At 57.8% G+C, this 20331-nt stretch carries 20 protein-coding genes and 1 pseudogene; 10 read left to right on the top strand and 11 right to left on the bottom strand.

Annotation, left to right across the window (positions count from 1 at the left end):
• Positions 1 to 12: 12 nt before the first annotated feature.
• Both A3AI_RS0132855 and A3AI_RS0132850 read right to left on the bottom strand, forming a co-directional pair.
• Positions 13 to 558 (bottom strand): hypothetical protein, encoded by a 546-nt coding sequence (locus A3AI_RS0132855; RefSeq protein WP_063615513.1) that lies wholly within the window; start codon positions 556 to 558, stop codon positions 13 to 15.
• Positions 559 to 728: 170 nt separating this feature from the next.
• Positions 729 to 1349 carry a response regulator transcription factor gene (locus tag A3AI_RS0132850; protein WP_024519624.1) on the bottom strand — a complete coding sequence of 207 codons (621 nt, stop codon included), beginning with the start codon at positions 1347 to 1349 and terminating at the stop codon, positions 729 to 731.
• Between the two features lie 361 nt (positions 1350 to 1710).
• On the opposite strand from A3AI_RS0132850, the gene A3AI_RS0132845 reads away from it, so the two are divergent.
• The 3 genes from A3AI_RS0132845 to A3AI_RS0132825 all read left to right on the top strand — a co-directional run bounded on the left by A3AI_RS0132845 (position 1711) and on the right by A3AI_RS0132825 (position 3417).
• Complete coding sequence (locus A3AI_RS0132845; protein ID WP_036050423.1) at positions 1711 to 2079, top strand: response regulator; 369 nt, start codon at positions 1711 to 1713, stop codon at positions 2077 to 2079.
• A 124-nt stretch (positions 2080 to 2203) separates the two neighbouring features.
• Positions 2204 to 3007 carry an MBL fold metallo-hydrolase gene (locus A3AI_RS43870; RefSeq protein WP_084801102.1) on the top strand — a complete coding sequence of 268 codons (804 nt, stop codon included), beginning with the start codon at positions 2204 to 2206 and terminating at the stop codon, positions 3005 to 3007.
• Positions 3007 to 3417, top strand: a complete 411-nt coding sequence (locus A3AI_RS0132825) for a hypothetical protein (protein WP_024519621.1) — start codon at positions 3007 to 3009, stop codon at positions 3415 to 3417. Before A3AI_RS43870 ends, A3AI_RS0132825 begins: the two co-directional genes overlap by 1 nt.
• Positions 3418 to 3441: 24 nt before the next feature.
• On the opposite strand, the gene A3AI_RS45540 is transcribed toward A3AI_RS0132825, so the two are convergent.
• Positions 3442 to 5484, bottom strand: coding sequence for an ATP-binding protein (locus A3AI_RS45540; RefSeq protein WP_051382573.1), 2043 nt, complete (start codon positions 5482 to 5484; stop codon positions 3442 to 3444).
• A 667-nt stretch (positions 5485 to 6151) separates the two neighbouring features.
• On the opposite strand from A3AI_RS45540, the gene A3AI_RS46595 reads away from it, so the two are divergent.
• Positions 6152 to 6658 carry a winged helix-turn-helix transcriptional regulator gene (locus tag A3AI_RS46595; protein ID WP_245287007.1) on the top strand — a complete coding sequence of 169 codons (507 nt, stop codon included), beginning with the start codon at positions 6152 to 6154 and terminating at the stop codon, positions 6656 to 6658.
• Between the two features lie 36 nt (positions 6659 to 6694).
• Here the strand turns inward: A3AI_RS46595 and A3AI_RS50365 are convergent.
• The 5 genes and pseudogenes from A3AI_RS50365 to A3AI_RS49550 all read right to left on the bottom strand — a co-directional run.
• Positions 6695 to 6931 (bottom strand): annotated as a pseudogene (locus tag A3AI_RS50365) (YciI family protein); the annotation flags it as partial.
• A 100-nt stretch (positions 6932 to 7031) separates the two neighbouring features.
• Positions 7032 to 7409, bottom strand: a complete 378-nt coding sequence (locus A3AI_RS46590; RefSeq protein ID WP_084801101.1) for a nuclear transport factor 2 family protein — start codon at positions 7407 to 7409, stop codon at positions 7032 to 7034.
• Positions 7410 to 7503: 94 nt separating this feature from the next.
• On the bottom strand, positions 7504 to 7890 hold the full coding sequence (locus tag A3AI_RS0132795) for a nuclear transport factor 2 family protein (protein ID WP_024519618.1): 387 nt from the start codon (positions 7888 to 7890) through the stop codon (positions 7504 to 7506).
• 48 nt (positions 7891 to 7938) lie between these two features.
• Positions 7939 to 8331, bottom strand: coding sequence for a tautomerase family protein (locus tag A3AI_RS0132790; RefSeq protein ID WP_198030270.1), 393 nt, complete (start codon positions 8329 to 8331; stop codon positions 7939 to 7941).
• Between the two features lie 482 nt (positions 8332 to 8813).
• On the bottom strand, positions 8814 to 12296 hold the full coding sequence (locus A3AI_RS49550; RefSeq protein ID WP_024519616.1) for a GAF domain-containing protein: 3483 nt from the start codon (positions 12294 to 12296) through the stop codon (positions 8814 to 8816).
• Between the two features lie 329 nt (positions 12297 to 12625).
• On the opposite strand from A3AI_RS49550, the gene A3AI_RS0132780 reads away from it, so the two are divergent.
• Positions 12626 to 12868: a hypothetical protein gene (locus A3AI_RS0132780; protein WP_024519615.1), complete on the top strand. Its 243-nt coding sequence runs from the start codon at positions 12626 to 12628 to the stop codon at positions 12866 to 12868.
• A gap of 494 nt (positions 12869 to 13362) precedes the next feature.
• On the opposite strand, the gene A3AI_RS0132775 is transcribed toward A3AI_RS0132780, so the two are convergent.
• Positions 13363 to 13656 (bottom strand): putative quinol monooxygenase, encoded by a 294-nt coding sequence (locus A3AI_RS0132775; RefSeq protein ID WP_024519614.1) that lies wholly within the window; start codon positions 13654 to 13656, stop codon positions 13363 to 13365.
• A gap of 321 nt (positions 13657 to 13977) precedes the next feature.
• On the opposite strand from A3AI_RS0132775, the gene A3AI_RS0132770 reads away from it, so the two are divergent.
• On the top strand, positions 13978 to 15762 hold the full coding sequence (locus tag A3AI_RS0132770) for a tetratricopeptide repeat protein (protein WP_245287009.1): 1785 nt from the start codon (positions 13978 to 13980) through the stop codon (positions 15760 to 15762).
• 10 nt (positions 15763 to 15772) lie between these two features.
• Positions 15773 to 16024 carry a hypothetical protein gene (locus tag A3AI_RS49545; protein WP_245287006.1) on the top strand — a complete coding sequence of 84 codons (252 nt, stop codon included), beginning with the start codon at positions 15773 to 15775 and terminating at the stop codon, positions 16022 to 16024.
• Between the two features lie 616 nt (positions 16025 to 16640).
• Here A3AI_RS49545 and A3AI_RS0132760 read toward each other — a convergent pair.
• Entirely contained in the window at positions 16641 to 16988 is a 348-nt protein-coding gene (locus A3AI_RS0132760; RefSeq protein ID WP_024519611.1) for a hypothetical protein, read from the bottom strand.
• 430 nt (positions 16989 to 17418) lie between these two features.
• On the opposite strand from A3AI_RS0132760, the gene A3AI_RS0132755 reads away from it, so the two are divergent.
• A complete protein-coding gene (locus A3AI_RS0132755; protein WP_024519610.1) occupies positions 17419 to 17778 on the top strand; it encodes a response regulator in 360 nt (119 codons plus the stop codon).
• Between the two features lie 417 nt (positions 17779 to 18195).
• Here A3AI_RS0132755 and A3AI_RS0132750 read toward each other — a convergent pair whose 3' ends face one another.
• Positions 18196 to 18942, bottom strand: coding sequence for a ceramidase domain-containing protein (locus A3AI_RS0132750; RefSeq protein WP_063615512.1), 747 nt, complete (start codon positions 18940 to 18942; stop codon positions 18196 to 18198).
• A 206-nt stretch (positions 18943 to 19148) separates the two neighbouring features.
• Between A3AI_RS0132750 and A3AI_RS49535 the strand changes: the two genes are divergently transcribed.
• Positions 19149 to 19601 (top strand): hypothetical protein, encoded by a 453-nt coding sequence (locus tag A3AI_RS49535; protein ID WP_245287005.1) that lies wholly within the window; start codon positions 19149 to 19151, stop codon positions 19599 to 19601.
• Positions 19583 to 20191: an Lnb N-terminal periplasmic domain-containing protein gene (locus tag A3AI_RS49530; protein ID WP_245287004.1), complete on the top strand. Its 609-nt coding sequence runs from the start codon at positions 19583 to 19585 to the stop codon at positions 20189 to 20191. Before A3AI_RS49535 ends, A3AI_RS49530 begins: the two co-directional genes overlap by 19 nt.
• Positions 20192 to 20331 lie beyond the last annotated feature (140 nt).

Below are 20331 nucleotides of genomic sequence, written 5' to 3'. Positions count from 1 at the left end.
ATTCGCGACTTGTCACTTCGCGCCGGACGGTGGAGGGGGCACCGGCAAAGCGACGTCCGTCGCCATCTTCCAGCCCGCGGGGGTACGAACCCAGTTCACGATCATCAGAAAGGGCTTCGGGATCGGCGTTTGGTCGGCATAGGCCACCGATATTTTCAGTGGAACATATGTTTCCGCGACATCCGGAGTAAGGCCGACGGTTTTCAGTTTGGAATAGTCGGGGTCCATGACGAAAGTGCCCGAATAAAGATCGCTGAAATGCTGCAGGACGACTTCCTTGCCCCAGAATCCAGCCCAATTGCCCTCCGCCGCGGTCGCGGTCTTCGCCACGAACAGTGTCGACGGCGAATCCCACACCATCGTTCGCACCTCGGCAACGTCATGGCGATTCTCTGCGTCTATCAGCTTGTGATAGATTCCATTGATCTCGCTGATTGTTTCGGACGAGAGTGGGTCGACATAATCTGCTGCCGCAACGCTGGATGTGGCTGCGAACACAGCCAGCAACGCGAGCGGAGCTACTGACCTCCGCGAAGTTCTCTCGATGAGAGAGAGCATCGTTTCGTTCCTTTCGCAAGAGTTCATCGTTCGCAAAACGATACAACGCTGCGTGACCCAGCCAACTATACGGATGGGTTGCGCCTCATACGAAGGTATGCCGACGAGCCTCGAACTTCTTCGCGGCTTCTCGCGATGTTGGATTCGCGCGCCTAGGGAGCTTGATTAAGTTACTTGGAGCCGCCAAGCCGAAGGGCCTCGGCCATCTTCACGAGGTCAGCGAGTGTACGCGCGCCCATCTTTCGCATGGCAGAACCGCGATGTATTTTGACAGTGATCTCACTGAGATTGAGAATCCCTGCGACTTGCTTGTTCATTTTGCCGGCAGTAACAAGGCGCACGATCTCCTGCTCGCGCAACGAAAGCAGGTCAAACTTGTCCTGAAGGTCTTTCTTACCAGCCTCGACTTTCCGTCTGAGGCGATCGCGCTCGAGTGCGGCGGAAACGGCGTCTAACAAGTCCTGATCTCGGAATGGCTTCGTGAGAAAGTCGACCGCACCGGCCTTCATGCCCCGCACCGACATTGGGATATCGCCGTGCCCCGTCATCAAAACGACCGGCAGGTGAATATCCAGGCCCGCAAGCTGGGCCTGAAAGTCAAGGCCGCTTGTCCCCGGCAAACGAACATCGAGTAGCAAGCAACTCAGCTTGTCCGAACGTTTGGCCGCCAGAAAGCCGGCCACTGAGGGATATGTGAGCGCCTGATAACCGACCGAACGAAGAAGACTTGAAAGCACACCCCGCATCGACTCGTCATCGTCAATGACATATATCGTCGCCGCGTCAGTCATGTCCGAGCCTACGCCCCATCGGCCTATCTCTGCAAGCAGGATATCCATTAGCATCACCCGTGATTGCCAGGTTCGCCCGTCGTTGACGGACGAACTTTCTGTCGTCGTCCGACAAATGCAATCATCCTCAGGTATAGGCTAAGTTCCAATTGTCTAATGTTAGAACAGCGCGCTTTGGCACAAGACTCAACCATCGAACCCCCACGAGCCGCAGCTCGGCCACGCGGCGCTCCGGTCGGGTGTCGTGAAGAAGCACTGTCGTTTCTCTGGAATGCGAAGGGGGATGTCCTGGGATGAACCGTCCCGCCTCGCCAGGCATCAACGCGGATGGAGTCGCACCGCAGGCAAAAGGATTCCACTCGTGGGCGGTCAACTTATATCCGTGATAGATGATGACGAGTCGGCGCTACTGACATTAGCGGCACTGTTACGCTCTATTGGATTTGACACGAAGATCTTTCGTTCAGCCGAGGAATATATCGATGCCGGCTCTGCTGAGAGTCCCTGTTGCATTATCGTGGATATCCAGATGCCGGGCATGTCGGGCATCGCCCTGAAACGCTGGCTGGATTCCAACGGAAATTCTGCACCCGTCATCATGACGACGGCACTTACCGAGCAACGCGTGTGGGACCAGGCGCTGGCAACCGGCCCTGTCTGCCTTCTGAAGAAACCCTTCGACGCCGACGAATTGCTGTGCTGCTTGAGCAAGGCAATTGGCTTCGAATGACGATCCTAAGCATCGATAGCTCGCGCGGCATACTATCGTATGAGGCTAGATGCCGGCCGTATAGTTGGAGTTCGGGACCGTCTCAATAAGGTCGACCCGGTCCTTTCCAAACGAGGAGTTGTACATGCCGGGCATCTGGAACGTCGCCGCAGGCTCTCGACTAGCCATTCATTCTTTCACAGCCCCAGAAGACGGCTGGTTGGTAAACTCCCATATCATGGAGTTTCCAGGGCAGCTCTTTGTTGTCGATACACAATATAGGCTCTCTTACGCGAGGGAAGTGGCCCGCTACGCCGCGGAGCTGAAGAAGCCGTTGACGCGGGTGTATGTGACACACTATCACCCCGACCATTTGCTTGGGGCCGGAGAGTTCAATGCTCCTCTTTTCACCCTTCCCAATGTCGCTCGAAAAATTGCTGCAGCGGGTGGCCGGGTCGCTTCCGAAGAGCACGAGAAGATAGGTGCCGACGTCGCCGTTATCGCCCGGCAGCCCGATCATCAGATCGAAGCTTCCGATGAAACAATCGACGGAGTGCACGTCGAGCATCGTCTTCTCCGCGGGGCAGAAACCGAGGATGCCCTGACAATCGCAATTCCAGACGAAGGCAAGATCATCGTCCAGGATCTCGTCTACAATAGAGCTCATGTCTTCCTTGGCGAGCGCCGTTTCGACACCTGGCGTGCGAGCCTCCAGGCCCACCGTGATCTGCCCTATCGCGAAGTGTTCCCTGGTCATGGCAAACCGGGTGACAAGACACTTTACGAAGAGATGGAAGATTATCTCGACTACTCTGAAGAGGCGTTACACAAGTCGACGACTGCTAACGATTTCAAACAGCGTATCCTGGACCGCTTCCCCAACTACGGCTGCGGTCTGGTACTCGACCATCAGCTTCGGTTCCTGTTTCCGCACGAAGGAAGTCGCTGATGCACCCGCTCCGCAAACTTCGTGAGGCCGGTCCAATGACGCCGGCACAGGCTTCCGTCATCCTGAACGAACGAGTCATCATGCATAGCCCGGTGCTGATCAAGCCCATCGTCGGACGCGAGCTCGTCGCGGTCACGATCTCGAATTCGACACAAAGCCGCGACGATCCTGGTAAATACGTTTTCGAGGCCAAGATGGACGAACGCACGACGTTCTTGCGCTGGCAAGGCGCCGTCGAAGGACACGAGATCGAAAGCCTGGAGGTTCTTACAGACGATGAGAACGGCCTTCTCCTCGAACGTACGGTCGCTTACCGGCCATTTCCCGCGCTTAGGCTGTTCAGAGATCGTTTGATTTCCCTGAATGCCGGAAGGCTGCCGGACGACATGTGGGACTATCCGGGGACGTAGCGACCAACAGAAGAGAACGACCCCCTATGCTCGGCTTTTAAGCGCAACTGGCAACGTGAAGCGAAACCGTGCTCCCGCACCGCTTCGCCGATTGCTGGCCTCGATATGCCCCCCGTGCGCCTCGACGATCGAACGGCAAATCGGCAGGCCAATACCCATGCCACCCCGCTTGGTCGTGAAAAAGCTTTGAAAGAGCGCCTCCATGTTCGCTTCATCTATTCCCGTGCCCGTGTCCTCCACGGCCACGAAGAGGAATTCGCCATCAGCCTTCCCTGACGTCACGGTGAGTCGCTTAGTACTTCTGCCATCCATCGCCTGGACCGCATTGATAGCGAGATTCGCGATGACTTGCTGGATCAATATGCGGTCACCGCTGATGTCCGGCAAGGCATCGGCCAACTCCAAGGCTGTCGTGACGCCGGCGTTACGAAGCTCCGCCGCCAGGAACAGAAAGGCTTCTCGTACGATCGTGTTCAGAACGAGCGAACTCTTCTCAGGCTCTTTCCGTATAGCCAATGCTCGAAGGCGCTGAATGATTTCGGACGCTCGCCGCGCGTCGGAAACCGTTTGGTTCGAAAGCCAGCGTAGTTCATTGAGATCCGGATCGGCCCGGCTGAGCCAGCGCAACGACGCTTCCCCGCTATTCCTTATGGCGCCCAATGGCTGGTTGATCTCATGAGCAATCGAGGCCACGAGTTCCCCGAGAGCTGACACGCGTGCACCGTGCGCAAACTCCGCTCGAAGCCGCTCTAGCATTGTTTGCGCCTTGACCCGCTCCGTGATGTCGACGATGGCACTTATCCCGACCCCTAATGGACCGAGAGGCGTTGCGTATTCGGAAACGAGGTACGCATGCCGGATATTGTTCTTGAACGTTCGAAACTTGAGTTCAGAGGCGAAACGGTTCTCTCCCCTGTATCTCGCCTCGAGCGCCCGGCGCATGACCTCGGGTGACTCAGTCCAAAAATAGGATATGGGCCCGAGTACTTGCTCCACGCTGTCGGCTTCCGTCAACTCCAACGCGCGATGATTTGTTTCGATAACCTCGATCGCATCGGTCGCTTGAGTGATGAATTCGGGATGATCGTCGATATAATTCGACAAATCCCGAACGCCGTCCGCCTTCAGCTTCTGGAAGATCGCAAAGAGTTTTGTTGCGTCTAGCTGGGTTAGCGAGATCGGCATGAAATGGAAAAGATTGTGATACCTCTCATTGCTTCGCTCCAGATCGCTTCTGGCCTTCTTAGTCGCTGAAATATCTATTATCCCGATGAGGAGTTTCCCCCGGGTCATCATTTCAGGCGGAAAGCAGGCCGTGAACCATACGTCCAACTCCCGCCCATCAAGCGTCGTCAGGCGCGTTTCGGTCGCGAAATAGGGCTTTCCCTGCACGGCTGCCACGACCGCCTCTGCGTACACAGTTCGACTCTCGCGCGGCCAATACGGATCGATGCTGTTGAGCATCTCATTCTTCTCGCCCCGCCCAAACAACTTCACACTGCTTTCGTTCACGTCGATGACATGTGTCGCATGGATCATCGCGTCGACGAACTCGGTATGATCATCGAAGTAAGTCGACAGGTCTGACACTCCGTCGCGCAGCAATCGTCCAACCATTGATCCGACGGGCGTAAAGTCCAACTCCCAAAACGAGACAGCCATCGCCTGAAATAAATTTGAGTACCGGTGCTCGGTACGGCGAAGAGCCGCCTCAGTATCCCGCTGCAAGGTCACGTCGACCGCCGTTTCGAGGATCCCGCCGGGTGTACCATCAGCATTGAACTGGGCGTGCCAACTCGACGTGACAATGATCTTGCGGCCGCCGGCGGTCCTGCGTTCTATGTCACCGGACCAGCTATTAGTTTGATATACTGACGCTTCGGCTGCCTTCGGGTCGATGCCGGAGGTTCGCAAGAGTTCATGCACCGATCGACCAATGGCTTGCCGGGAGGTCCAGCCATAGATCGTAGTCGCGGCTCCATTCCAGCCCGTTATCCGGCCATCCAAGTCTCGGATAATGATGCCTTCCTGAACCAGATCAAAAACATCACTCCGGTTTCCATCCATCGTCGTTCCGGGTTCAGTTGAGCAGGACATAAGCTCCTTTGCGAGCTTGCATATTGCAAGCTCGCATTCCTAGTGAAGGTGCAAATTCGCGTCAACCCTGCTCCGGCCCGATCGGTAACCAGGCGGACCGTTCCGAAAGCCCTGTGAAATTCCATTGATTCCCAGAGGTCCCGACTATTTCCGTGCACGTTTCTGCGCACACACGTTCTCTCAAAACTGCGTGACAACAACGCACCACTTTGGGCTTTTGCGAATGTTCAAAGGAGGTTTCGATGAGCTTCTGCTGTTGCCCTGATCGTGGCTCTGCTCGTCGGCCCTTCCCCGCTCAGATCACCATCAAAGGCACGTTTGGGGTGGGCACCCTCCACCACACGATGCCTTAACTCCGTGGCACCTCGCTGCAGGCGCGACAAGGCCACCTTTCATTGGTGATCGGCGGCACCCATGCTGGGCAGCGCGCGTCTATCGAGTTGAGGCCCTGGTCGGCCGGACTCGCTTTGGTGACAAACCTGTACATAATACGGCGGTTCCGGTGCGAACGAAATGGACCATTACTACCCAACGGCCAAAGGGGCCCGACCTTCATAGACATCAATCCGCAATACATCCCGAATGCGGTCCGCTTTCGAAACCCGACGGTCACATGCCTGGAGGGCACGGTTGTAAAATGGCTGAATCGACGACGAAGCGCAATCAGAGGGTACGAACGGCCAACAAGGCCTGTTCGATCGCACGTGTTATGGCAGTAATTGGCGATCGTTGGTCTTTGCTAGTCTTGCGTGAAGCATATTACGGCACGAGACGATTTGATGAGTTCGAGTATCAAATCGGTGTCGCATCTAATATCTTGAGTAAACGCCTGAAGAAATTCGTTGATGCCGGCCTGATGCGTCGCGTCCGATCGGAAGATCACGCCCGCTACTATGAGTATCATCTCACCAAAAAGGGTGAAGCATTCTTCCCCGCCTATCTTGCGTTGAAGAAATGGGGTGATGATTGGCTCGCTGATGCGAAAGGAGCGCAAGTCTTATTCAGGGAAAAGGGCGGCGGCCCGCGAGTTGAGATGCCACCTCTGTTGACCTCAGCAGGGAAACCGCTTGAGGTTGACGATACGGAAGTCGTGGCAGAATCCGGTGCGACACCATTCAACAAAAGCAGGTTTGGCGGATCTTGAACCGACCCATCCTTGCATCCGACGCGGAGCAGACGCTCAGTGCCTGGCGGAAGAGGATTCGAACAGGCTCGTATTCGCTGAGACTATAATCCATTGCTTGAGTTCATGGCTCAAAATTGCGCCCCCCATAGTGTATGGATCCGCCGCAACGAGCCTTTCCGCCTCTATGAGGTCTTGTACCTCATAGACGAAGATAGCCCCACTGCCATCGACGAAAGGTCCGCCAGCCACAAGCTTGTTTTGCCGCAACAATTCAGACATGAACGCGCGATGCGCGGGCCGTAGTTAAGACACCTTGTCAGCGTCCCCGATATATCGAACATAGTTAGCTATTTTCATCATCAATTCCTCAGCGCCAAGCGAGGTTTCCTAGTCAGTAGAACATCGTGTGGCCGTTGGCGGTGTACTCGGGGATGGGTTGTATTACATCCCAGTGTTCGACGATTTTACCGTTCTCCACCCGAAAGAGATCGACGATCGCATCGCCTCGCGTTCCGGGAGTCCGCACTCGGTGCACGTGCAGAACGACGGTGTCGCTCTCGCCTATTACACGCAGGATCGTGCTCCGCGATTCCGGAAAATTTGACTGGATCCAGTGAAGATACTTCTTGAGACCTTCAACGCCGTCTTCGATGGTCGGGTTGTGCTGTCGGTAGGCTCCGAGGTATTTGTCGACGGCTTCGACGTTTCGTCGATCCGACGCGATCTCGTAGAACTCGGTTACAAGTGCTTTGTTTCTTTCTGGTAAGATCTTGGTTCGTCATTGTCGGTTCTGGAGTAAATTGCTCGGGTGCAAGACGCTCTATCCGGTCGTTCACGGGTATGCGACGCGCCAACCCAGAAGATCAGGAGAAGAACGTCTCAGCCATCGCGACATCAGATAGATAGGTGTCGAGACGCACGATCTTGTCACCTCTGAGGGTGAAGACTGCCGAAACACGCTCGTCTAGGTTCCGGCCGTTTCGAAATGCGGTGTTGTGCAGGATCATAGAGACCCTGCCCGCAAGGTCGAAAGTGGCGTGCTGGATCTCGACCTTCACGCCAAACTCCGCGATCGTTCGAGCACGCTTCATAATTTGTTCCAAACCGTGCGCTTCTCCGGAGATCCGGCTCGATCCGGGAAAGCTCCACACCATATCGGGACTCGTAACCGCACCGGCTGTCGCTTCGTCCGGGTTTGCGAGCACGGACAAGAAGGCGCGCGCGAGCTTATGTTTCTCCTCATAGTCCATCTCAGTTTCCTGACCTGCCGAATTTTCGTAGTAACGAGTCCGACCTGATCAGACCGGCTCTTGGTACGAACCCACTTCGTCGAGTGCGCTCGTGTAGTCCCTGAGCCAGTCCAGATGGCCGCCGATACCCCAGTCGTCGGCCTTTATTTCGTTGATTACGACCCACACTCGTCGTGCGTTCTCTGGCGATCGGTCAGAGTTTTCCGCATCGAGGATTACTTTCGTGAAGTCACGGATCAGCCCCTGTTTTGCCAAAAGGTCGAGGCGATTTATCGGAATTCGGATATCGACGAAATAGAAGGGCTTCTCGTGCGTTGGGCTTCCGGCGCTATAGTCAGCGTCTTCCGCCACTTCGTAAATCCAACCCTTCATGATGCTGCGGGCGCGCGGGGTGTCGGGAACTTTTTCCCACCACATGAGGACTTCGGTCAGCTTCGCCATAACTGCGTGCTGCGTGCTCTTGGGCATCGCCCCCTTGCGTATAGTTAAATTGATCCAAGGCATCGCGAGATGTCTCCCTGCGTTATTGAGTTCGCCGTATCACCGGCAAACGTCGACTCGCTGGCGATAGCCTTACGCCTGTCGCACTCGCCTAAGCCCTCAGACGAAGGGGTACCGCACTCATACCTAAGTATGTTCGCTGAGCTTGAAAGAAGGACAAAATGGAAGCCGTTACGGCCACGATTGGCCCGAGGAGCTCTTGGTTCCAGAATGCTGCCGTCGTTAGCTATCTGCAAGACGCCTTTTAAGGCCGTGTACTCATTATGCTGCTGACCGCCTGACGTCCGCTCACTCTTCAACAGCGGCGGAATAGCCGACATGGCCCGATGTCGCAGAAAGGCCACAACCAGACTCATGCACCGCAACAAGTCGAGCTACTCGATCACCCCGTCACCGAAAGCCCGGATGGCGGCCCATTTGGCTCATTCTGTCAGCATACGTCCGCGCCGGGGCAGCCGCACCGTGAACTCGGTGAAGTCGCCGACTTCGCTGTCGACAGTGATAGTGCCGCCGTGCTGTTGCGTTACGACCTCGTAGCTGATCGACAGTCCAAGTCCGGTGCCCTCGCCGGTCGGCTTGGTCGTGAAGAAAGGCTGGAACAGCTTTTCCCTGTTTTCGGGGGGAACACCGACGCCATTGTCACGCACCCGGACCTCGACGCTTTCGCCGAACTCGCGGGTCGTGACCTTCAGTGCCGGGCGGTAAGTTCCGTCGCTCTCCCGGCTCCGCTTGTTAGCGGCGTAGAAGCCATTGCCTATGAGGTTGAGGAGCACGCGCGTCAACTCCTGCGGCACGACGTCAACCGGTGCGAGATTGCGATCGAGGTCGTGCTCCAGCGAGATGTCGAAGTTCGGATCCTGTGCACGAGCTCCGTGATAAGCAAGATTCAACGCCTCTTCGGCGAGAGCGTTCAGATCAGTAGGTTGCCGATCGTCGCTGCTGCCACGCGAGTGCTGCAGCATGCTTCGTACGATGCCATCGGCGCGACGGCCGTGCTCAACGATCTTCTGCAGATTTTCGGTCAGCATGCCAATTGTTTCGACAATCTCATCCCGGTTGCCGGGATCGAGGGCGCCTACCGCCTTCGCCGCTGTGTCCTTCAGCTCGTCCAGCAGCTCGACCGAGAGACTGGCAAAGTTGTTGACGAAATTGAGAGGGTTTTTTATCTCGTGCGCGATGCCGGCAGTCACTTGTCCGAGCGCTGCCATCTTCTGCGCATGAACTAGGCTCGCTTGCGCCGTCTGCAACTCGCGCAAGGCCGACTCAGCGGCGTCTCGCGCCGCGCGAATGGCTTGCTCCGCACGCTTGCGCTCGGTGATGTCGGCATAAATCAACACGAAGCCGCCGTCCGGTACCGGGTTCCGCCGCACCTCGACGACCCGGCCGTCGGGACGCGTGCGTTCGTAGCGCATTTCTCGGGTCGTATCTTCGACGCTTCGACTAAGCTCCGCCTCGAGATCGGCCGAAACGAACTCGCCCCGCGCGGCGAGGTAGCGGAAGAGCTCGGCATAGCTCGGACGCTCGGCGAGGATAGCGTCCGGCAAATCAAGCACCTCCTGGAAATTGCGATTCCACGCCGCAAGCCGCTTATCGGCACCAAACATCGCAACGCCGTCGCCCATATTGTCGAATGTGACGCGCAGCTCAGCTTGACGCTCGCGCAACTCCTCAAACAGGCGCGCATTCTCAATCGCGATTACCGCCTGATCAGCGAAGGTAGTGGCCAGTTCGATCTCTTTGTCTGTGAAGGCTTCAAGCCGGGTGCGGCTAATGGCGAATACGCCGAGCAGTGCGTCCTCGCGCAAAAGCGGAACGCCCAGCAAGGAGCGGTAACCCATGGTCTTTTGCCCTTCGCTATAGGTGTATTCCGGATCCCGTAAAACATCAGGCACGTGAACTGCTCGGTGCTCCAACAGGACGCGGCCAGTTAGCGAACCCCGGCCCGGAGACCGGGGATGAGCGAGCGCAAATTGCCTTGCCGCCTCCGACATCCCCCAAGCCGCGACTAGGTAATGTTTGTCTTCTTCCTGTCGACGATACATTGTCGCTTGTTCGGCGCGGCACAGGCGCGCGGCCGTCTCAACGAGCGTATCGAGCACCGTCCCGAGGTCGACTGATGAACGGCTGATGACCTTGAGCACGTCGGCGGTTGCGGTCTGCTGTTGGAGCGACTCCTGGAGGTCGCGGGTGCGAGCTTGGACCTCGTCGAACAGGCGGACATTACCGATTGCAATCGCAGCCTGGTCGGCATAGGTCGTGGCCAATTCGATCTGTTTTTCCGTAAACGGGCGCGGCTCCTTACGCGTCATGATAATGATGCCAATCGGGGCGCCGTCACGCAACATGGGAACGGCCAGCACGGCACGATAGTCGGCCAACCGGCGTGCCTCCATAAACGTGTAGTCCGGATCGGCAAGCACGTCGGGTACATGACAGGCCGTGCCATAAAGCAAGGCGCGTCCCATGGCCGAGCCTATTTCAGGCTGGACGGGAATGGTTCTGGTGTACTCGATAAACGCCTCTGGGAAGCCGTAGGCCTCGGCCCGAAACAACGCGCCATCCCGTTGGCGTGTGATCTGCGCCGTATCGGCATCGCACAGCCGTGCCGCCGATTCGACAAGAGTTTGCAGCACGGTCGGCAGATCGAACGCCGAGCGGCTAATGACCTTGAGCACGTCGGCAGTGGCGGTCTGTTGCTGCAAGGACTCACGCAGCTCGTTTAGCAAGCGGGTATTCTCTATGGCGATTACGGACTGTGCAGCAAAATTCTCCACAAGCTCGATTTGCTTATCGGTAAAGGGGCGCACTTCTTGACGGTAGATCAGGATAGCTCCTAACAGCTCGTTTCCTTTGACCATCGGGACTGCAAGAACAGTCCGGGCGCCAGCGAGGTTTGGGAGTTCCGCTGCGCGATCGTCCAAATCCTTGATTTCTGCCAATATGTCCGCAATTTGAACCGGCTGTTTGGTCGACAGCGCGCGTCCAAGCGTGGTGTCTGAATTCGGTCTGACTATTGGATTGCGCTGTCGCTCTTCAACAAAAGCCCTTGGCGTACCATGCATCGCGACGGTCCGAAGGGCATCTCCCGAGCATCGATACAGGATTCCGCATTTTGCCGCGCAGATTTGCGTGGCGTTTTCTAACATAGCGTCGAACACCGGTTGCAAATCGCCAGGCAAATTGCCGATGACGCGCAACACGTTCGATGTCGCGGTCTGCCGCTCCAGCGCCTCCTTCGTCTCTTTGAACAGCCGCGCGTTCTCGATTGCGATCAGAGCCTGATCGCGGAAGGATTCGGCCAAGGCGATTTCGCGGTCACCGAAGATGTTGGTGCGCTTGCCCGCCAGCACCAGGAGACCGATGCACTCCCCGGCGCGCAATAATGGCAGGTATAGCGACGATACGATGCCGAAGGTCTCACCGACCCAACGCTCGTATGCGGGAGGATCGACCAATGACCAGTCCGGCAAATGGAGCGTCTTTTTCCCGATGATTGCCCGCGATGGAAAGTTGGCGACGGGATCGATGGGCTGCGAAGGTCTGGCGTCGGTCTGCAGCCCTTCCGGCGTAGCCCTCGCCATCGGCGAGTAGGTCGCTCCATCGCAACGAAGGAAGAACGCCAGGTCGCATCCCGTCAGCCGCACCGCGGTTAGCACGATGACGTTGAAGGCCGGCTGCACGTCGGACGGCGATTGACTGATCACACGCAGGATATCGGAAGTCGCGGCCTGCCGCTCGACCGCCTCGTCCCGCTCGCGCCTGAGCCGCGCGACCTCCGTTTCTTCGCATGCCGCGGCTGATGTGTTGGAACGCGCGGCCTTTGGCGCACTCGGGCGCTTTGGCGCTGTCGCCTTTCGCCCACCTGCCTTAGGCGGTCTGCCGTCTGCCCTTTTGCCCTGCTTCATTACCCCCCCGAGGCTCAAGAAACGGCATCGTATCGACTCAACCGGGCGCTATGGAAGAGGCTCAAATTGTGCAATTGCTCAGTAATATGGCTCATCGCTGATGGGTCAGACTCGGAAGTGGTGGCTTGTTTAAGCTAGGTCCGCTTTTACCCCGACAGCCGACATGTAGACGAACGCTGGTTTTCGTCGTTATGGGCCATCAAGAGACCCACGCGCCGCAGCAATTGGCCCGGCAAGCAGCGGCCATCGCAGCACCGCGTGATTATGCCTAGTTGCTACCGGACCCCAAGGGGAGGATGCTGTCGGCTTCGAGCACCGTGGAGAGCAGCATGAGCAAGGCAGGTCTCGACAATCGCTCCCGCAACAAGGATGGCGAAATCAGCCGCAAGCACGGAAACACCCTCATCCGCACGTTGCGCAAGGTTTACGGGCAAGGCTTCGCAGCCGGTTATCCTGAAACCGAGAAGTTGAGTGAGGTTCTGCTTCAGCTGAACGAAACGTCGATGAGCCAGCTCCGCCGCGATCATGAGACCGGCCACTTGGAGCACAAAATCGCCAACGCGTCGAAGTAGTGCCGCAAATGGCGAAGACCCTGCTTTCGATGCAAGATTTGCGGTGGCGGGCATTGGAAGAAATTCGACAACGCCCCGGTTGTTCGAGCGTAGCGAGCATCGCAATAAATCGCGTCACTAATGACCGTGCAGAAAGTAACTGGTCGATGTGCGTGTTATCTGCCGGCGCTGCCGATCCAAATACAGCGGCTCGGGCAGCGATATATGTCCAGCAGGCCCTCCGCTGCGACTACAATTTGACGCCGGATTGACCGAGCGGCCGGGACTGCGGGATCAACTTCGAGGAGACGGGCCACCGCCTCGCGGGCGTCCGCGTCACGTCCGAGATGGCGAAAGCGGACCAAGGTTGAAGCTCTACTCCCGAGCGAACGGTCCAAACTTTGATCATTTCCGCGGTGGGTCGTCGCCGGTCCAGAAGAGGAGTAAGGCGCGCAACTGCCGGGCGCTCCAACATTTGATATTTTTACCTTGTTGGCCACTGTACGCAGCCACGCTCATTCAGAGAGATTGCACCTCGTGCCCTGAATTTTCACTATCATTCCAGCAGCCTCTTTCCGCAAGAGTGTGATGGATGCTCCGTTGAAATGCACGTCGAACGCTGTGTCGTCTTGATAAACTTCATAGAGCAGCACCTTCGTCTCATCATCGCGCGGAACCAAAGCTTCGAACTGCAGGGTTCCTGGTTCGTCCTTTAGGCAGCGAGTCCGATGCGTTGCGAGTAGGGGCAAGAACTCATCCCTCCGCCCCGGCGCGACTTCAATTGTGGCGACGATTGCGAGCTTGGGCATCTGATCTCTCCTGCGTGCCGAAAGGATGCTTCCGACGTAGCCGACGGCAAGCCCTCTAGGCCGACTGTCCAACGAGCAAACATCTAGATTGCCCTTGGCAACGCAATCTAACAAGGTCGACGCTCTACTTCCAAGCGAGCGCTCTAGTGTTTGGAGGTTTCACCTTTGCTGTTGCGCGCAGCCTGCTCGACCGCCAGAGGGCGTCGCCAACACCTTGCATAAGTGCTACCCTACAACCTGCTCGCAGCACTGGGACAGGCGATGTCAGACCTTTTCAAGATTGCTGGCCCTGATGGAGACCCGAGTAGCAGCGTCCTATTGGTGCATGGGCTCGGTGGTCACCACTATGACACATGGCGGTCTAGCACTGCCCAAAAACTCTGGAACGCCGACGAGACATTTTGGCCTCTCTGGCTGGCGAACGAAAATCCCGGACTGGACATTTACGTAGTTAGCTACAGCGCTCCGGTCTCGCGCTTCAGCGGAATGGCGATGCACTTGACGGACCAGGCGTCGAACATTGTTGAGAGGCTCCTCGCCGAGCCGGCACTCGCGCACGGACCATTGATTTTCATTGGGCACAGTCTGGGGGGACTTATGGTCAAACAGCTGTTGCGGAGCGCGGATAGCAAAGCACAAAACGACATTCGCGCGGACGCTTTGATCAAGCGCGTCGAGAAGGTCGCGTTTCTTGGTACCCCACACGCGGGATCGGACTTGGCGAGTTGGGGAGATCGGTTGCGCATCATGGTGCGGCCTTCGGCGGCAACCGCATCACTAGTGCGCAATGATCCGAACTTGCGCGACCTGAACAGTTGGTATCGCGAATGGGCAAATGCGCGCGGCGTAGCCCATCTGATCCTTGCGGAAGCTAAGCCCACTGTAATTTTTGGTATGATTGTGCCGCCAGACAGCGCCGACCCTGGGCTCGCGAATGCTCGCGTGGTGCCTATCGACACGGATCATCGCGGCATTTGCAAGCCAATCGATCGGACGAAGGACATATACGTCCTTTTGCGAGACTTCATCCTACGACCGATTCAGCGGCCGAAGCCGGTGGCCGATGCGGTTGTAGAGAAGATGCTCGCTATTCTGGATGCTCGTGGCGAGAGCGCGCGCGCGGCTGAGGCCGGGGTCGAGAGGCGAGCGATCTTTGAGTTGGCGCGACGATTGAAGCCGGACGAGGCGCTCGATCTTGATCAGGCCGTCTTGGAACTGACTGCAGCCGTCGGCATCGCCGTCCACGCCAGGAAGAAGGGCGAGCACGGCAGTAACCTCGGCGACCTAGTCGATACCGTTCTCGCCCGCATAGCCGCAAAGACTGGAGCGGGAGACATTGATGGTGCGGCGGAGGAAGCCGACGAGGGCTTTACCGAATGGGAGCACGCAGAGGCCGAGCGCCGCGCAACCTCTATCCGCAGCGGCATCGCCCTTCTTGAAGCGGGACTGGGACAGGACATATTGCGCCGCGACGCGGTGGCAGCTGCCGCGAGGGTGGCAAGGATCGCGGCACTAGAAAAGCCGGACGACGCGTCCGCTCGCTTCGCCGCAATACGTGAGCGGATGCTCACATTCTATGAGCGCGGCCACCAAAAGGGGATCAATTTCGATCTCCTGATCGCGATTGAGATCGCTCGCCTTGGGCTTGTTGCCGCGCAAGACGCTCGGCAACGCGGGATGACGCAGAATGATCTGGGCGTTGCGCTCCAGGCGCTGGGCGAGCGAGAGAGTGGTAACATCCGGCTCGAGGAGGCGGTTGCCGCCTGTCGCGCGGCACTTACGGAAAGAACCCGCGAGCGCGGGCCGCTCGATTGGGCCATGACCCAGAACAACCTCGGCAACGCGCTCTCGAGGCTAGGCGAGCGGGAGAGCGGCACCACCCGGCTCAAGGAGGCGGTTGCTGCCTATCGCGCGGCGCTTACGGAAAGAACCCGCGAGCGCGGGCCGCTCGATTGGGCCGAGACCCAGAACAACCTCGGCGGTGCGCTCTTGGCGCTGGGCCAGCGAGAGAGCGGTACCACCCGGCTCGAGGAGGCGGTCGCCGCCTTTCGCACGGCTCTTTTGGAATACACCCGCGAGCGCGTGCCGCTTCAATACCCGGCTTGAGGAGGCGGTCGTGGCCTACCGCGCGGCACTTATGGAAAGAACGCGCGAGCGCGTGCCGCTTCAATGGGCCAAGAGCACGGCCGGTCTAGGTGTCGTGTGTTCGCTGCTTGCTGAACGAACCAACGATGCGCAGAAGGCCCAGACGGCGCTCTCACAGATCGAGCGTGCTCTCGCCACAGCGCGGAACAATGGTGACGCAGAACTGGTTGCGTACTGCCGCCAAGAGCTGAGGTATGCCCGTGAACGATTGAGCAACCGCTGAGTGCGCTGATCAACACGCGTCGATCCAAGTCTGTGGTGACTCCGCCTCGCCTCCTGTCGGAGTGCGATTTACGAACTCTAAACCTTTTCAAAAACCGGGGCTGCATCTTTTCGGCCCATGTCTCCGCGCGCGCGAGACCGGGGGGCCTGTCCATGTACCCCCGGGGGGTTCTGACGCGGTGGGGCTGGTTCTGGCACGCGCGGAGGAGCGGGTTCACGCCCGAGGAGGCCGGCGGCCAGAGCGTTTCCGACGAGTTGCTCAGCTTGTCGCCACGCCTTGCAGAGACGCGCCGACCGCTGCAATTCGGGAGAACGATCGCGAGGGTTTCGACTGTGTGCTGATCGTTAAGGCGCATGCATGCGACAGGGGGCCGCAGAACGGATCGCGAGCGAGCCCGTTAGGGCAGGTGCTAGGGCAGAGGCCAAGCCGCGTCAAAAATCAACAGCACATCAAATGCTTGCGGCGACTCATGGCGGAGGGAGAGGAACTGGGATCGAACCTTCTCTATCTCAGGAGGTCGCTAATTACCGGAGCCTTTTCGGATGTTGGGAAAACTCGTCACTAGCAGGAAACAGGGCGGGGATGGTCACCGGCGCATTGCGGCAACCACCAACTCTCAATTGGAAGCCACCCCCTGCCCGCCCGCGGACCTGCCGAAGCTTGTCGTCGGAGAGGGCTGCGGTGCTGCAGCCGGCGGCAGCAGGGGCTGCGTCTGATAGAGCTGCGGCTGCGCATATGGCGATTGCGGCGGCGCATATTGCGGCAGCTCACGACGCTCCGCCGCGGCCGACTGCACCGAGCCGGTCGGCTGCGGGTCGAAGGCAAAGGGATTATCGGAATAGGAGTTTTGCGAGAAGCGCGTCGACATGTCGGCGCTGCAACCAGCAAGGCCGAACGAGATCAGCGCGAGCACTACGACCTGGGTCATGCCACGCGAGCGAAGCAACTCGAGAGCATCGGACATGGTTATTTACTCGACGCAACAAATTAGTTTAAGTGAGCACGCTCCAAGTAAACAAGCGATTAACTCTTGATAAGGCGACCGCACTGAGAAAGGCCCCGTGGTGTGGTTCGCCCTCAATGGGGATCGCGGCACCAAGTCGAAGCCGATACCCGGCCCACATCAGGTCTACTGCTTCCTCGCGACAGAGGCTAATGCCGTGGGATGAGGCGAAATTGCTGCAAAGGTCGCTGCCGGAAACCTCGCTAAAAGTCTGCGCGGAGAGACAAGGATAACAAAGCAGCGGCATAAGAACAGTCGCCGCGGGTTCTGCTCTTGGGTGCTGGACGCACGTCGATAAAGGGTCTCTCGTTCCCCACGACAAGGCGAAGCAGCGCAACTCGCGTGAACACGATTGACGCCTTTCGCTGAACCAAACCAGAGAAGCATGCCGATGACCAACGTTGATCCAACCCAATCGCTTGCCATCTTTCTCGTGGAGGCCGAGGATTTTATTCGGATGATGGTTCCAGATATTCTGGAAGAGCTTGGGCATCGTGTGGTCGCCGAGGCTGGGAGCATCGAGGATGCCAAAACCTTGGCGCTATCCGCCGCTTTTGATTTCGCTATTCTCGATGTTACCGTCGGCGGCTACGATGTCTGGCCCGTCGCCGAAATTGTCGAACGCCGCGGCCTTCCGTTTTTTCGCCAGCGGTTGCGCCGTGACCGAGCTTCCGATGCCGTTTCGTGGAAGAAACCGTTTCTGCGCGATAATCTCGATGAGACCATCAACGCGGCAGTCAATCCCGGATAACGCGTTTGGCGTATGTCCCCACCTCAATCGAATGAGCAGCGGGAGACGCGACCAATTTTCTCTCCGGGAGGCGCACCAAAGCTCGCTGGCCAGCTAGGACGCTGTGGATCAGGCGTGTCGGATGTCTGCTATGCCCGAACAGCGGCGTGAAAGCGGCCGTCGCCGGAGGTCTGGGTAGGGCCATTAGCAGAATTGAACAAGCGTGCATGACTTATGCTTAATAGCAAACGTTAGGCTCAAGGCTCCAACTGATCCGGCGGTTCGAAGCCCGCGATCCTCGCGAAGTCGCGACAGATACTCCGCACAACACCCCCAAGCTTCTTGCACGACTGGTTGAAGGGTTTTTGCGCCTTCCTCGGCAGATCCCCTAGAGGCCATAAGCACCGCTCACGCAAGATGGCCTGATCAGTACAGGGCCTAGCTGCTGGCCGCGCCTTCGAGCGGTCGGCGAACTTGGAACAGCTTCAGGATTGCGAAGCAGGCGGCTGCTGCCGCAAGGTGCTTCAGCGTATGCCCGCTTAGAATTCCACCAAACGAATAGACCTCGTGGTCATAATATTCCAGCAGCTTGGCGAGCGCGTAGAGCGTGGCCGCGGCCACCCAATACGAAGTGCCGGTAAATTTCGGCGGAAAGAATTGGAGTATCAGAACAAGGACAACAAAAGGAAAAAACTGCGCCCAGGCATAGAGCCGCAAATCGTCGGTCCAGCGCCAAAGCAAAAGACTGAAAATGCCGATCGCCAACAGGGGCCGCAACAACATTGCTCCTGCCCTTGCGTCTACCCGCTCCTCGACGACTGCGGACAAAATTGCCGCAAAGCAAAGCGTCATCGGCAGCCGGTCCCAGAACAAGGTGCTGTCGTTCGGATTCAGATGATAATAGGAAGAACCGAAGCCGGTCAGGAATATCCCCGTAAAGAGCACGAGGGTAATCGCGTTGTGATGAAACCGCAGCAACCCGGCTGCACCGATCGCGATGAAGGGCAGATTTGAGACCACATTCCAGAAGTTCGGGATGCCGAACAATTCACGCTGATCAGCGAACTGATGGTAGTCCTGATTCTGCAACAGCGGCGGAAGCGGCATCAATGCGATCAGCGAGATAAACATCAACCCATATAGAACCGGGATAGGTCGGCTTCGGACCAGATCGCCAATCGTCATCCAATCATACCCTTGTTTTAGTTGTACGCCTCGCGCCCGAGACATCCGGCCTTGGGCGAACGGCGGATACGAGCCAAAAGAGTTCGGGCGCGATCATGCACCAGAACCTGCTTAACGAAATAAATGTGCTCAGGACACCTTACCTGCTACCCTGACAAACTTGCAACGATGCATAATGCGTTGATGACGCCGACGCGAGCAAGCATATGACTTCGAAACAGCCGAATAACCTGATGAGTTCGGCCCGAAGCTTTCTGTCCAGGACCTTCTTCTGGTTGATCGCTGCTATCGGCTTCCTGTGCCGGCTCTTGCTGATCGTGTGGGCAACGCTCGCCATTTATTATTCCAACCTGCCCTGGCCGGCAGCGCGCCTGGCCCTGGCTGTGGCATTTGCCCTGTTCGCGATCTTCGCGTTCTGGTTCTCGCGCAACCGTCGCATGCCAGCGATAGCGATCGCGCTGTTTTTTGGCGTGGTGGCATGGTGGATAGCTATTCCTGCATCGCACGACCGCAACTGGCGACCCGAAGTCGCGGTGATGCCGCGCGCCATCATAAATGGCGACAATGTGCACCTGACGGGCGTACGCAACTTCGACTACCGCAGTAGAAACGATTTTACCGAGCGCTGGGAGGATCGGACGTGCAGCTATCGCACGTAACCGGTCTCGATTTCTACGTGTCCTACTTTACCGAAGGTCCAGTCGGACACACTTTTGTAAGCTTCCTCTTTGACAATGCACAACCGCTCAGCATCTCGATCGAGACCCGGCCAGAGGTCGGCGAGGGCTTTGCGCCGGTAGCCTCACTCTTCAAGCAATTTGAATTGATCTACCTGGTAGGGGAGGAGCGCGACATCGTCGGCGTCCGCACCAACCACCGGCGTGAGCCGGTGTACCTCTATCATCTCAACACGTCCCCCGACGACACGCGCAGACTGTTCCTGGTCTATCTGAAGCGGATCAACGAACTCGCCGACCATCCCGAATTCTACAACCTGCTAACCAACAGCTGCACGGTCAACATTGTACGCTATGCGAACGCCGCCGGTCGTGGCGGCGGGGTCGACGTCCGCCATTATCTCAACGGCCTGATCGATGCCTACCTCTACGAATCGGGCCGGATCGACACATCGCTGCCATTCGATGAACTCCGGCGGCGCTCCCTGATCAACGAGGCCGCGAACGCGGCCAAGGGAGCGCCGGATTTTCCGCGGCGCATTCGAGCCTCCCTGCCGACGATACCTAAATGATACCAACTCTAAATAGCCCCGAGCCCTTCGGGCTCGATGCAGCGCGGCGTCGGCTCGACATTATCGCGATGCACGCGGTCGTCGACACGGGCCTTGCGAAGCTGAAACCTGCAGCCGCTGCCTGTGTGTTCAGAAGGCCT

Source organism: Bradyrhizobium sp. Tv2a-2 (assembly GCF_000472425.1).
Lineage (GTDB): Bacteria > Pseudomonadota > Alphaproteobacteria > Rhizobiales > Xanthobacteraceae > Bradyrhizobium.
This window is presented reverse-complemented; position numbering and strand designations above follow the sequence as displayed.

Excerpts from the sequence above, each read along its gene's own strand:
- A3AI_RS0132855 (WP_063615513.1), bottom strand. The coding sequence starts at position 558 with ATGCTCTCTCTCATCGAGAGAACTTCGCGGAGGTCAGTAGCTCCGCTC.
- A3AI_RS0132850 (WP_024519624.1), bottom strand. The coding sequence starts at position 1,349 with ATGACTGACGCGGCGACGATATATGTCATTGACGATGACGAGTCGATG.
- A3AI_RS43870 (WP_084801102.1), top strand. The coding sequence starts at position 2,204 with ATGCCGGGCATCTGGAACGTCGCCGCAGGCTCTCGACTAGCCATTCAT.
- A3AI_RS0132825 (WP_024519621.1), top strand. The coding sequence starts at position 3,007 with ATGCACCCGCTCCGCAAACTTCGTGAGGCCGGTCCAATGACGCCGGCA.
- A3AI_RS45540 (WP_051382573.1), bottom strand. The coding sequence starts at position 5,484 with ATGGATGGAAACCGGAGTGATGTTTTTGATCTGGTTCAGGAAGGCATC.
- A3AI_RS46595 (WP_245287007.1), top strand. The coding sequence starts at position 6,152 with ATGGCTGAATCGACGACGAAGCGCAATCAGAGGGTACGAACGGCCAAC.
- A3AI_RS0132795 (WP_024519618.1), bottom strand. The coding sequence starts at position 7,890 with ATGGACTATGAGGAGAAACATAAGCTCGCGCGCGCCTTCTTGTCCGTG.
- A3AI_RS0132790 (WP_198030270.1), bottom strand. The coding sequence starts at position 8,331 with ATGGCGAAGCTGACCGAAGTCCTCATGTGGTGGGAAAAAGTTCCCGAC.
- A3AI_RS49550 (WP_024519616.1), bottom strand. The coding sequence starts at position 12,296 with ATGAAGCAGGGCAAAAGGGCAGACGGCAGACCGCCTAAGGCAGGTGGG.
- A3AI_RS0132780 (WP_024519615.1), top strand. The coding sequence starts at position 12,626 with ATGAGCAAGGCAGGTCTCGACAATCGCTCCCGCAACAAGGATGGCGAA.
- A3AI_RS0132775 (WP_024519614.1), bottom strand. The coding sequence starts at position 13,656 with ATGCCCAAGCTCGCAATCGTCGCCACAATTGAAGTCGCGCCGGGGCGG.
- A3AI_RS0132760 (WP_024519611.1), bottom strand. The coding sequence starts at position 16,988 with ATGTCCGATGCTCTCGAGTTGCTTCGCTCGCGTGGCATGACCCAGGTC.
- A3AI_RS0132755 (WP_024519610.1), top strand. The coding sequence starts at position 17,419 with ATGACCAACGTTGATCCAACCCAATCGCTTGCCATCTTTCTCGTGGAG.
- A3AI_RS0132750 (WP_063615512.1), bottom strand. The coding sequence starts at position 18,942 with ATGACGATTGGCGATCTGGTCCGAAGCCGACCTATCCCGGTTCTATAT.
- A3AI_RS49535 (WP_245287005.1), top strand. The coding sequence starts at position 19,149 with ATGACTTCGAAACAGCCGAATAACCTGATGAGTTCGGCCCGAAGCTTT.